Consider the following 12363-nt stretch of genomic DNA (forward strand, 5'->3'; position numbering starts at 1 on the left):
TCCTGTCAGGAGGGATTGGCCGGTTGCGGTTGCAGCACTGCACCGGATGGACTTAAACCATATTTAGCCCCAAGTGACTGTAAAATCAAGCGGGCATCAAAGGCATCTTGAGGCGCCTGATTGGCCTTGAAGCATTCAATGGTATAGGCCACCTGGGCAGGATCCAGAGTCACGGTATAAGGACGGTCATAGAATGGGTCTGGCCAGAATCCCGGATATCGGCGGTAATACCCGTACGGATAAAAGCTTGGTGCCGGATAGACGATGGCCTGCCGTGGAGGTTGCTGGGTACGGTTACTTGGATCATTCAGTACTCTGAAGAACTGAAAGCCATTTTGTACGGTAGTCTGTGCGGCTTTGAGCAGGGTAATTTCTTCAGCTTTGCCAAAGCTCATATTGGGACGGGCCTGAAAGCTGATACGGTAAGTGTTGCTATTGAGGGGAGTGGTACTGTAGCGACCTAACTGATCAAATGTTAAGGGCTTTGAGGGTGTGGTTGCACAGCCAGTCAGGCTGATGGCAGCAATCATACTCAATCCCAGTAGCATGTTTTTCATGTTCGATCTCCTGATGCAATGATCCAGTCCAAACAGCCGGTCTTAAAAAAATCTTAAAAATTGCTATCGGGCTGGGTCAGGAAAGTAAGTTCTTCATTGGTCGATTCACGACCCAGGATTTGGTTCCGATGCGGGTAACGTCCAAAGCGGTCAATAATGACTTTATGCTTTTTCTCGAATTCCAGATTGGTCGGATTGCCCAGACGCTGAAACAGTTTTAAGGCGAATTCATGAATCAGTTTGGATTCGCTGTGCATGAAAGGCATATATAAAAAAGCACGCTGTTCCGGACTGAGCTGTTGATCCAGGTTCAGGCTGATGGCTTCCTGAGCCAAGGCCAGCGCCAGACTGTCTTGGGCAAAAGCTTGGGGAGAATCACGGAATAAATTTCGTGAAAATTGATCTAGCACAATAATTTCAGCCAGACGGCCTTCTGCGGTTTTACGCCAGCCCCACAGTTCAGCTCGGGCTGCCTGCTGATGGGTGCTCATGAACTGCTGCGAAATACTTTGGTCGAATTCAGGGCTTTGGCTAAACCATAGAGGCTGGCTGTCCGCATGAAACCAGAAGTCTAAAATATCTTGATAATTCATAATATTTACAATTCATTAGCATCTCTTTGTTAATAAAATCACAAATTTTCCATGTCTTATAGAGGAAGTTTGTGTTAAAAATTTGCCAAATTAAAAATCAATGGTTTGCCTGAAAACTAGGCAGCCTGTCATGTGCCGGCATGAAATCACGTTATACTGATTAAACCGATGATTTTAATTTAATAATTTAGCCCCCTTAAGCGAGATTGTAATGAGTCAACCTGAATCGACTTCCCAAAATGTATTACCGTCCTGGGTCGAGTCGTCACTCATCAAAGGCATGTTGCGTGGTATCGAGCGTGAAAGTTTGCGTATGCAAAGTGACGGGTTCCTGTCACAGGCAGCGCATCCTCGTGCCTTGGGTTCAGCCTTGACTCATCCACATATCACCACGGACTATTCTGAAGCATTGATGGAGTTTATTACTCCGCCCCAAGACAGTATTAAAAAAGCGCTGGATTATCTCAGCGATATTCATGCGATTGTACATCGCCATCTGGAAAATGATGAAAAGCTCTGGCCGTTGTCGATGCCGTGTATGCTCGACAGCCGCGATGACAGTATTCCACTGGCACAGTATGGCAGCTCGAATATTGGTCTGTTTAAAACTCTGTATCGTCATGGTTTGGGTGTACGTTATGGCCGCCGTATGCAGACCATTTCAGGCGTGCATTATAACCTGTCTTTCCCGGATCATCTGTTCGAGGCCTTGCAACAGCAGGAACAGGACGAGGCGCTGAAAGCGCTGAGCTTGCAGGATTATCGCAGTCATCGCTATATGGGCCTGATCCGTAACTTTATTCGTTTGACCCCACTGGTGATGTTCCTGATCGGGGCTAGTCCGGCGGTTTGCCAGTGCTTTATGACTGGCCGTGATCATTTCTTGCTGCCATTGGTCAAAGGCACCTTGTATTCGCCTTATGCAACTGCGCTACGTATGGGACGCTTTGGCTATCAAAACTCTGCGCAGAAACAGCTCGGTATTCATTACAATAATTTGCAGGACTATCTGGACGGACTGCAAAAAGCCGTTAAAACGCCGTATAAACCGTTTAGTCGTCTGGGCCTGGATGATGCCAATGGCCAGCCGATCCAGATCAATGATCATGTGCTGCAAATCGAAAATGAATATTACAGCCTGGTGCGTCCGAAACAGGTGCCGCTTGCAGGTGAAACGCCGTCACAGGCACTGGAAAATCGTGGGATTGCCTATGTCGAGCTGCGTGCAGTCGATGTTAATCCCTATAGCCCGATTGGCATTAATGAAGATACGGCCGGCTTCCTCGAAGTCGTAGCTTTGTACTGTTTATTGCAGGACAGTCCGGCGCTCCTCAGCGATGAGCAGGATATTATTGAACAGAATCAGGCCGAAGTGGTGAACCGTGGCCGTGCGCCAAATGCCGCAATTATGGAAAATGGCCAGTCTTATCCGATTGAGGACTGGTGTGCTATGCATTTGCAGCGCATGCATCCCTTAGCCAAGCTGTTAAATTCGGCCTATGACACCACTCTCTATACCGATGCTTTAAAAACCATGATGATCCGGGTTGATGAAGTCGATGCCACCTTGTCTGCCTTGGTGGTAGGTGATACACGTGAACAGGGCGGGATGTGGCATTTTGGCCAACATCTGGCACAGCAACATAGCAGTGTCTATGAAGAACATCAGCTCAGTCCGGAAACACTGGCTTATTTTGAAGAAATGTCACAAAAGTCATTGCAGCAGCAACAGCAACTCGAGCAAGATAGCAGCATCAGTTTTGCTGATTATTTAGCCCAATATCGATAAAAAAATAAGAGGATTCACCATGCAATGGGGTTATCGCTTCGTGAGTGGTATGTTGTTTCTGGCTGCTGTCATCGGCATGGCATTTGCCTTATATCTTGAGCATGTACAGGGTCTGGCGCCTTGTCCGCTCTGTGTGTTCCAGCGGGTCGGATTAATCGGACTGGGGATCATCTCACTGATCGCATTCCTGCATAATCCTGCATCTAATCTCATGAAGCGGCTGTATGCCTTGCTGGGTTCGCTCAGTATTTTGTGGTCTGTGGGCGTGGCTGCGCGTCATGTCTGGTTACAGAACCTGCCACCGGATCAGGTGCCGAGCTGTGGTCCCGGTCTGGAATACTGGCTGGAAACCCTGCCGATGCAGTCTGTACTGCAACAGGTCTTAAATGGTTCAGGGGAATGTGCCGCGATTGACTGGACCTTCTTGGGTCAATCCTTACCTGTATGGTCTTTGATCTTCTTTAGTATTTTACTGCTGATCAGTTTATGGCAACTGTTGCGTAAATATAAAAAGGCACCGGTTAAACGACTCAGAGATAAATATTAATTCCGTATTTAATTAAAAGCCCTCGATTGAGTAATGCCAGTCAGTTAAGAAATTGACTGGCATTTTCTTGGGTATTTCTGTGGTTTTCCTTTCACAACTCGTGGGCAACTTCTAACCCTCCTCTCAGGCAACACATACCTCTTAGATTTCTCCAGTAAACTTTCTAGATGTTTGGGTAAATTCCCTGCGGAGTCTAAAGAGTCAAATCTTAATATATTCAGGATACCGATAGATGCAATATGAAAGCTGATTCTCAAAGGACTGACTTTTGCTCGTTGAGCCATATGTTTCATTTGTCTTCTTAGAATATTATAGGCAATGAAGACCCCCCATAATTCTTGATAAATTAAATCAGGTTGCTTGCTCCTCAAATGCTTGCCTTCCTGTAAATCACTTTTGATTTCTCGGTAACACATTTCTATTTCCCAGCGCTGGGCATAAAGCTTCGCCAAGCCTATCAGTGGATATGCCTTTGAATCCATTAATGAAGTGATATAACGTCTAATTTTCCCTGCCTGCTCAACTTCAATCAAACGCGCTTCCCAATATTCTCCTAATGATGGATTTAGCTTCCTGGCTCTAGCTGAAAGAGGCATTTTGATTTGAAAGTCATGCGGGGAATTACGTTTAATGATCTCATAGCGTAAATTATCTTTTGCTCTCATTAACCAATGACTGGCTTCTACTCGTGTTTGCCAGTCAATCAAGAAATCAGCAGAGAAATAGGCTCGATCAAACAAGGTAATACTATGCGATGGAGGACATAATCGATTTGCCAGTGTAAGTTCACCCTGATCCATGCTACCTATTTGGGCATCAATGATTTCATGGGTGCTGGTATTTACCAGGCAGGTTGCTCTCACTTGTGGATAAGGGGCTGCAGCGGTTTTACCCTTAGATGAGCCAAAGTGTTCAAAATTCTCGTCTGTATAAGGCATAGACCAAACCACCCCGTCAACAGCACATACACTAAGGCCATGAAAGTTTGAGTATTGCTGTTGGGATTCTTCAAACCAGGCTTGGCTGAGTAGAGAAAACAAGGTATTCAAGGGCTCTCGTCCTAAACGTTGTCGTGCTTGCACTGCTGCACTGGGGACACAATATTCTGTTGTACCAAACACAAGTTTTAGTTGCTCTACGACATACCCGATCGGTTGATCTCGAAATAGGGCAAGCCCAATTACCAGCCATACCACATGTTCGGCAGGTAATTTTCTTCTCCTGATAGAAGCCTTACCTGTTTGATGTAGGCTTTCTTTAATCCAGTTTAAATCAATGAGTTCACTGAAATGGCTGAGTGAAGGCAAAGAATGTTGAAGGGTGCAATCTAAATTTTCAGATAAAGTCATAAAAAAAATGAGCGTATTGGCATACACTCATTTTTACTACATTTTTCTAATGTCTGCTTAACTGACTGGCATTACTCGATTGAGGGCTTTTTTATTTTGCTGAAGTTTAGGTCAGGGCAATGCCTTCCAGACTGTCCAGATCCATCACATATTCATGAATCTGATCAAAGGCTTCATCTTCTACACTTGGATAGAACCAGCGCGCCACCTGCTCGGCCACTAGCGGATGATACTGAATTTCAAAATGGTTCAGGCCGTAAAAAATCGCCTTGTTTGCATCGGGGACTTTGAGCTGGAAACGCGGATTGGGATGCTCGCCCAAAGCACTTTTAATACTGACCAGATAATCACCAATTACATGTAAGGTCTTGTTTTTTCGGTTTTCAAACTCGATGGTACCGGCGACCAGATAGGTATCGATATGCGAGGGAATTGGGGCAGGTTTACGGTGATCATCCATAAAGCCGATCCGAAGTGGATTATGCTCCCAGTCATCATCCCGGACGCTGCCATGGCGCAAATCCAGAATACCGTTACTGCGAATATTGACCAGATGGCCAAGCAGCCGGATCAGTGGAAAATGTCCAAGTTTGTCCTGCAAGCTAAAGCCAAAACGTTCCAGTACTGCACCATGATGCGGTGAACCCAGACAGACCAGATTTTCCACCATATTGACCCAGCTATAGACATTCTGCTTGCCATAAAACAGCGCACTACGAGAGACCAGACCACCCATGCTATGCCCGATCAGGTCAATACTGGTAATTCTCGGATTGCGAGCAATCAGATCCTGTAAGGTATTCGCCAGACTTCGACCATTGGCAGAAATCCGGCGTCCAGTATTGTAATTCAGATAGAGCATGGTATTGCGGTCACGCTGCGCCAGTAATTTTGCCCCAATGCCCTCATATTTGCGATTTGACCAGTCTAAATGGTTCATGCATAAGCCATGTACAAACAAAGTAATACGACCGCTTAGCTCACCTTTTTGCAGCGAGCCATAATAGTCATAGATCACCATCGGCAAGGCCAGAGGATTCTGATATTTCAGCAGATAATCCCCGATAATGCCATTTAAGACACTGACCAGGAAATGCAAGGAAGGTGTCAGCGGTTTATTATGCAGTTTAGGAAAGCGTTCAATAATCTGGCGCAAAGCAGGGGCAATCAGGATATTGCCGTAATGAAACAGCATGTCATAAGACATTTGATAGAGCCGCACGATTGAAGGAATATTCTGAATTTTTTCTGAATTATTTTCACTTAAACCGAAAATACTCATTAAAATTTCGCGTTGAATACTCTTGATTAGCTCCTGGATCACATCGTTAAAGCGCATCGTCACCAGCTGCGCCAGACCTTCCAGTACATCGGCCTGACTCGGCGGGGTTCGGTCCCATCGACAATAGGTTTCATGTAACGGTGTCAAACTTGGCATCTGATCCTGTCCTTTCAATGAGCCGCATGTGGTGTCATCTTTCTTTTTAAAGAACTTCGCGGTATAAATTCTTTTTCTTGTTGAGTTTCCTGATTTTGAGGGCCTCAGCTTAAAATAACGAGAATGAGAAAAGATTTTGGGCTTTTTTGTCAGACAATTTAAGCAATTAACTGGTCTTATAACGTAGTGTACTTTACATTATTTAAATTAAATTTTGATGATTGATGGGTTTTTTGTTGGTAGTTCATGAATATCATTTATTTGCATGGTTTTAAGAGTAATTCGAACTCGATCAAGGGGAAATTGCTGCAACATTACTGTGCAAAGTATCCTGAAATTCAGGTACATTTACCCGATTTAAACATGTCACCGAAGGCTGCCATTGCGTATGTTTCTGGCCTGATTGAATCGATGCATGATGTGGCATTACTGGGCAGCAGTCTCGGCGGATTTTATGCGACACATCTGGTCGCACAGCATGCTGTGCCTGCTGTACTGATCAATCCGGCAATGCGACCATGGCAACTGTTTCGTGAACTGTTTGACGAGCAACTGCCTTATCAGGTTCATCCGAAATGGTGTCTGGATGAAGCAGATCTGGTACAACTCCAGCAATTGGCCCTGCCTGTTGCACAAGATGCAGACAAAATACTGGTTCTGCTGCAACAAGGCGATGAAGTTTTGGATTATCGTGAAGCGCATCGTTATTATAGTGCTGCGCATCCCCCTGCAATACTGATGACTGAAGCGCATGGCAGTCACGGGATGGATGATTTTGCGGAAAAAATTCCGTTCGTCTTACAGTTTTTATTGGACTGCATAAAAAAGGAAACCGAATAACGTGTCTCAATATACGGCTCAATCTCTTGAAGTTTTATCTGGTCTGGATCCGGTCCGTCGTCGTCCGGGCATGTATACCGATACTTCTCGTCCCAACCATTTGGCACAGGAAGTGATTGATAATGCTGTCGATGAGGCACTGGCAGGACATGCCAACAAGATTACCGTCACGGTCTATAAAGATGGTTCTTTATCAGTCGAAGACAATGGCCGTGGGATGCCGGTGGATATTCACCCTGAATACGGCCAGAGCGGTATTGAAATTATCATGACCAAACTGCATGCCGGCGGTAAGTTCAGCACCGATAACTACCAGTTTTCCGGTGGTTTGCATGGCGTCGGGATTTCAGTGGTCAATGCGCTTTCGACCCGGGTAGAGGTTGAAGTTCAGCGTCAGGGCAATCTGTATAAAATGGCCTTTGAAAATGGCGAACCGGTTGCACCGCTTGAAGTGCTGGCAGGTAAGGCACCGAAACGGGTATCAGGAACTACGGTACAATTCTGGCCTGAAGCCAAATATTTTGATTCGCCTAAATTTGCCCTCAAAGCGTTAAAACATAATCTCAAAGCCAAAGCTGTTTTGGCGGCGGGTTTACAGATCAATTATGTTGATCAGATCAATGATGAAAAGATTACCTGGCAGTTTGAAAATGGTCTGGTCGACTATTTGATGGACGAGCTGGAAGACCGTGAAATTATTCCGGCACCGGCTTTTGTCGCCACAGGTGACGCAGAGCGCGCCAGCGCAGAATTTGCGATTTGCTGGAATGTCGAAGGCGGAGAAAGCGTCCAGGAATCTTATGTCAACCTGATTCCGACCGCACAGGGCGGAACCCATGTGAACGGTCTGCGTTCAGGCGTGACTGATGCGATGCGTGAGTTCTGTGAACTGCGGAATTTGCTGCCACGGAATATGAAACTCTCTGTCGAAGATGTCTGGGACGGCGTCAACTATATCCTATCATTGAAATTTCAGGAGCCGCAGTTCTCGGGTCAGACTAAAGAACGTCTGTCGAGCCGTGAAGCAGCAGGGATTGTGCAGAATATTGCCAAAGATGCCTTTGCACTGTGGTTGAACCAGAATTCTGACATCGCCATGCAACTGGCAGAAATGGCCATTTCCAAAGCCGGTCGCCGTTTAAAAGCTGCGAAAAAAGTGGAACGTAAAAAGATTGTGGCAGGTCCAACCTTGCCGGGTAAATTGTCTGACTGTGTCGGCCATGATCTGGATCAGTCAGAACTGTTTATTGTGGAAGGGGATTCTGCGGGTGGTTCGGCCAAGCAGGCGCGTGATAAGAACTTCCAGGCGATTATGCCAATTCGTGGCAAGATCCTGAATACTTGGGAAGTCTCTTCTGATGAAGTATTAGCATCTCAGGAAGTACACAACATCGCGATTGCGATTGGCGTTGATCCGGGTTCGGATGATTTATCGGAGCTGCGTTATGGCAAGATCTGTATTCTGGCTGATGCCGACTCGGATGGTCTGCATATTGCCACTTTGCTGTGTGCCTTGTTTGTAAAACATTTTCCTACACTGGTCGAGGAAGGGCATTTATTTGTAGCGATGCCGCCATTATTCCGTATTGATGACAATAAAGATGTGCACTACGCTTTGGATGAAGATGAGCTGAATAGCATCCTGAAAAAATGCAAAACCAAGAATCCGCAAATCACCCGATTCAAGGGTCTGGGCGAGATGAATGCCAGTCAGTTACGTGAAACCACGCTTGATCCAAACACGCGTCGTCTGGTGCAACTGGATCTGGATGATGCTCATCATACCGCAGGGTTACTGGATAAACTTTTGGCGAAAAAGCGTGCCAGTGACCGCAAAGACTGGTTGGAGCAAAAAGGTAATCTGGCAGATTTGGTGGTTTAAACTATCGAATTTAAGCAGTAAAAAATCCCGCAAGCGCGGGATTTTTTGTTTTAAAACAGTGCAAAAAATATTCAAGGTGCTGCACTTTATTTGTACATCATCTTCTATCTTAGTTTTGGCATATTTTGATTGGTCTTTATGCAACTTATTTAAAGTTGAGTCTGAGTTCTACATTGCAATAGGGCTTTAAGTCTTTTTAGTATGACTAAATACATGATTCATAATACAAATAATGAGATCAGTTAAAGTGAATTTTTTTATTTTTTGAAGCCTTGGCACAGAAATTGAATCACTCCATCCAGATGTACAACAAGACAAGCATGAAAAATGCACCATTATAAAGTTTGGAGAAAAATCTGATGTTCCAACGCAATTTATTTTCAAAAAGTATTTTAGCCGCAACCATGGCAGGGGCTGTTGCATTAACGGGGTGTTCAAAATCTGCTGAAAAAGCAGAAGCCCCGGGCGCAGAAAGCAAAGTCGCAGACAGCGGCGACAAGATTAAAGTCGGGATCCTGCATTCATTGTCAGGCACGATGGCAATTTCTGAGACCTCACTGAAAGATACGGCCTTAATGGCGATTAAGGAAATCAATGATAATGGTGGGGTACTGGGTAAAAAACTGGAACCTGTGGTGGTCGATCCAGCATCTGACTGGCCACTGTTTGCAGAGCAAGCACGTCAGCTGATTACCCAAGACAAAGTCGCGGTAATTTTCGGTGCATGGACGTCGGTGTCACGTAAATCTGTCTTACCAGTGGTTGAAGAGCTGAATGGCTTATTGTTCTATCCCGTACAGTACGAAGGCCAGGAACAATCCAAAAATATTTTTTATACCGGTGCTGCGCCTAACCAGCAAGCCATTCCAGCCGTGGAATACTTGATGAGTGAAGAGGGCGGTAAAGCGGAGCGTTTTGTTCTGCTCGGTACAGACTATGTTTACCCACGTACCACCAACCAGATTTTACGTGCTTTTTTAAAGTCTAAAGGCGTGGCTGATGCGGACATCATGGAAGAGTACACGCCATTTGGTCATAGCAACTATCAAACCATTGTCGGCAATGTGAAAAAATTCGCAGCTGGTAAAAAGACTGCGGTGATCTCGACCATCAATGGCGACTCGAATGTGCCGTTCTATCGTGAATTGGGTAATCAGGGCATTAAAGCCTCTGATATTCCCGTCATGGCGTTCTCGGTGGGTGAAGAAGAACTGCGTGGTATTGACACCAAGCCATTGGTCGGTCATTTGGCGTCATGGAACTATTTCATGTCAGTGAAGAATCCGGTCAATACAGAATTTACCAACAAAATGAAGCAGTATGCGGTGGAATTCAAACTGCCGAATGCAGACAAGCTCGTGACCAATGACCCAATGGAAGCAACTTATGTCGGGATTAACATGTGGAAGCAAGCCGTTGAAAAAGCAGGTTCTACAGAGGTCGATAAAGTCCGTGAAGCGATGGCAGGTCAGGAATTCAAAGCCCCATCCGGCTATACCTTAAAAATGGATGCGACGAATCACCACTTACACAAGCCAGTCATGATTGGTCAGATTCGTGGCGATGGACAGTTTGATGTGGTCTATAAAACGCCACAAGCCATCCAGGCACAGCCTTGGAGCCCGTACATTCCGAAATAACAGCTATCTTTTGCCTGCCACAGCCGTGGCAGGTGTCCTCTGATTTTTTTCTTACTCTCCACGGAAAATTTCCAATGGAATAGGGGTGAATATAATGAATATTCGCGTGAATATCGCCGCTATTTTTCTGGTATTTGTACAGGTTATTTGTGTGCAACTGGTATCAGCAGAACAATCCTCAAATAGCACTGCATTGACTGCAGCAATACAACAAGATGCAATCCAGCAATTTGTGCAAGGTGATTTTGCCCAGCGCCGTGCTTTACTGAAGCAATGGCCGGGCAGTATTGAGCAGTTAGATCAGCTTGCAGAATATGTTGAAAACGAGCAGCTTTATAGTGGGGCTAATGGTCAAACCTATATTTTAGAATCGGACGAAAAATTACTCAGCTATCCGAGTCTAGGCATCGTTGCAGATTGGCCGAGTGACTTATCACAAGTGACTTTGGTGAATACCTTGCGTAAAGCGCTCAACTTTGGTTTGGCACAAAGAAAACTCAAATCTGAAGATGCTTCCGAGCGTTTAGAAGCGATTGATATTTATGAAAGCAACTTGGCAGAGCTGAATGTTGCTCACATCAATGCCCTGTATTTGAACGAACAAAATAACAAAGTCAAAGCCCGTTTGGCCCAGCTTAAAGCGCGTCTGGATTATCAAGATGCAGATGTCTTAGTTAAAATTCAAGCGGCGAAAGCCTTGCAAGACTCCAATCGTCCCGATGTCTTGGCGATGGTGGAAAATGAGCTAACACAGCCGAATTTACATCCAGAGCTGAAAGCGGCTTTGCTTGAAGCGAAAAGCAGTATTAAAACCCGTATTCAAGCCAGCGAATGGACAGGACATTTATTTTCAGGTTTAAGTACTGCGAGTATTCTACTGCTTGCTGCACTGGGTCTTGCGATTACTTATGGTTTGCTCGGTGTGATTAATATGGCGCATGGCGAGCTGATTATGATTGGTGCCTATACCACTTATGTGGTGCAAAGCCTGTTTAAAAGTTATTTGGGTAGCTATGTCGATTGGTACTTAATCGCCGCGATTCCTGCGGCATTCTTGGTGAGTGGACTGATCGGCATGTTGATTGAACGTACCGTGATTCGTCCGCTATATGGTCGCCAGTTGGAAACCTTGCTTGCCACTTTTGGTGTCAGCCTGATTCTGATGCAATTGGTACGCATGACTTTTGGTGCGCAAAATGTCGAAGTTTCTAACATTTCCTGGCTGTCAGGCGGGATCTCGATTACTCCAAGCTTGATGCTGCCCTATAACCGTATTGCGATTATTGTCTTTACCATTGCAGTGCTTTTGTTGTTGGTTTACCTACTGAATAAAACCCGTTTTGGCTTGTTTGTACGTGCGGTGACGCAAAACCGTCAAATGGCGCGAGCAGTCGGTATTCGTTCAAGCCGTATCGACATGATGGCCTTTGGTTTAGGTTCAGGTCTTGCAGGACTAGCCGGATGTGCTTTGGCACAAGTCGGTAACGTCGGGCCGGATTTAGGGCAAAACTATATTATTGATGCCTTCTTGGTTGTAGTAGTCGGTGGTGTAGGTCAGGTGTGGGGTGCAGTCCTTGCAGCGCTTGGTCTGGGTATTAGCGGTACCGCCTTGGAAATTGGCATTGGTGCAGTACTGGCAAAAATTGTTCTCTTGGTGCTTGTGATTTTGTTTATTCAAAAACGTCCACAAGGTTTGTTTGCCATCAAAGGCCGTTTTGTGGAGTAAGC

Annotated in this window: 10 protein-coding genes; 6 read left to right on the plus strand and 4 right to left on the minus strand. The window is 45.5% G+C overall.

The annotated features are described in order from the left end of the window. Nucleotides 1-5 precede the first annotated feature (5 nt). Together I6L24_RS04380 and I6L24_RS04385 are read right to left on the minus strand one after the other, a co-directional pair. Nucleotides 6-557, minus strand: coding sequence for a CC0125/CC1285 family lipoprotein (locus I6L24_RS04380; protein WP_216986476.1), 552 nt, complete (start codon nt 555-557; stop codon nt 6-8). 53 nt (nt 558-610) lie between these two features. Beyond that, the gene (locus tag I6L24_RS04385) at nt 611-1150 is read right to left on the minus strand and encodes a DUF924 family protein (RefSeq protein ID WP_216986477.1); all 540 of its coding nucleotides are present in this window, start codon (nt 1148-1150) and stop codon (nt 611-613) included. 211 nt (nt 1151-1361) lie between these two features. On the opposite strand from I6L24_RS04385, the gene gshA reads away from it, so the two are divergent. Next, nucleotides 1362-2939 carry a glutamate--cysteine ligase gene (gshA, locus tag I6L24_RS04390; protein WP_216986478.1) on the plus strand — a complete coding sequence of 526 codons (1578 nt, stop codon included), beginning with the start codon at nt 1362-1364 and terminating at the stop codon, nt 2937-2939. Between the two features lie 19 nt (nt 2940-2958). Then, a complete protein-coding gene (locus tag I6L24_RS04395; protein WP_004281272.1) occupies nt 2959-3486 on the plus strand; it encodes a disulfide bond formation protein B in 528 nt (175 codons plus the stop codon). Nucleotides 3487-3530: 44 nt separating this feature from the next. On the opposite strand, the gene I6L24_RS04400 is transcribed toward I6L24_RS04395, so the two are convergent. Further along, on the minus strand, nt 3531-4835 hold the full coding sequence (locus I6L24_RS04400; protein ID WP_004729329.1) for an IS4 family transposase: 1305 nt from the start codon (nt 4833-4835) through the stop codon (nt 3531-3533). A 106-nt stretch (nt 4836-4941) separates the two neighbouring features. Then, nucleotides 4942-6273, minus strand: coding sequence for a GPI inositol-deacylase (locus tag I6L24_RS04405; protein WP_216986479.1), 1332 nt, complete (start codon nt 6271-6273; stop codon nt 4942-4944). A gap of 246 nt (nt 6274-6519) precedes the next feature. Between I6L24_RS04405 and I6L24_RS04410 the strand changes: the two genes are divergently transcribed. From I6L24_RS04410 to urtB, 4 genes are all read left to right on the plus strand, one after another. Beyond that, on the plus strand, nt 6520-7113 hold the full coding sequence (locus I6L24_RS04410; protein ID WP_005105323.1) for a YqiA/YcfP family alpha/beta fold hydrolase: 594 nt from the start codon (nt 6520-6522) through the stop codon (nt 7111-7113). A gap of 1 nt (nt 7114) precedes the next feature. Further along, complete coding sequence (gene parE, locus I6L24_RS04415) at nt 7115-8995, plus strand: DNA topoisomerase IV subunit B (RefSeq protein WP_213686573.1); 1881 nt, start codon at nt 7115-7117, stop codon at nt 8993-8995. A gap of 359 nt (nt 8996-9354) precedes the next feature. Then, nucleotides 9355-10635, plus strand: a complete 1281-nt coding sequence (gene urtA / locus I6L24_RS04420; protein ID WP_213686572.1) for an urea ABC transporter substrate-binding protein — start codon at nt 9355-9357, stop codon at nt 10633-10635. A 94-nt stretch (nt 10636-10729) separates the two neighbouring features. Beyond that, nucleotides 10730-12361, plus strand: coding sequence for an urea ABC transporter permease subunit UrtB (gene urtB / locus I6L24_RS04425; RefSeq protein ID WP_164543170.1), 1632 nt, complete (start codon nt 10730-10732; stop codon nt 12359-12361). Nucleotides 12362-12363: the final 2 nt, after the last annotated feature.

The organism is Acinetobacter lwoffii, assembly GCF_019048525.1.
Classification (GTDB): domain Bacteria; phylum Pseudomonadota; class Gammaproteobacteria; order Pseudomonadales; family Moraxellaceae; genus Acinetobacter; species Acinetobacter lwoffii_K.

What these genes read in the sequence shown, in the direction of transcription:
- urtB (WP_164543170.1), top strand. Translation starts at nt 10,730, where the DNA reads ATGAATATTCGCGTGAATATCGCCGCTATTTTTCTGGTATTTGTACAG.
- gshA (WP_216986478.1), top strand. Translation starts at nt 1,362, where the DNA reads ATGAGTCAACCTGAATCGACTTCCCAAAATGTATTACCGTCCTGGGTC.
- urtA (WP_213686572.1), top strand. Translation starts at nt 9,355, where the DNA reads ATGTTCCAACGCAATTTATTTTCAAAAAGTATTTTAGCCGCAACCATG.
- I6L24_RS04385 (WP_216986477.1), bottom strand. Translation starts at nt 1,150, where the DNA reads ATGAATTATCAAGATATTTTAGACTTCTGGTTTCATGCGGACAGCCAG.
- I6L24_RS04380 (WP_216986476.1), bottom strand. Translation starts at nt 557, where the DNA reads ATGAAAAACATGCTACTGGGATTGAGTATGATTGCTGCCATCAGCCTG.
- I6L24_RS04400 (WP_004729329.1), bottom strand. Translation starts at nt 4,835, where the DNA reads ATGACTTTATCTGAAAATTTAGATTGCACCCTTCAACATTCTTTGCCT.
- I6L24_RS04395 (WP_004281272.1), top strand. Translation starts at nt 2,959, where the DNA reads ATGCAATGGGGTTATCGCTTCGTGAGTGGTATGTTGTTTCTGGCTGCT.
- I6L24_RS04405 (WP_216986479.1), bottom strand. Translation starts at nt 6,273, where the DNA reads ATGCCAAGTTTGACACCGTTACATGAAACCTATTGTCGATGGGACCGA.
- I6L24_RS04410 (WP_005105323.1), top strand. Translation starts at nt 6,520, where the DNA reads ATGAATATCATTTATTTGCATGGTTTTAAGAGTAATTCGAACTCGATC.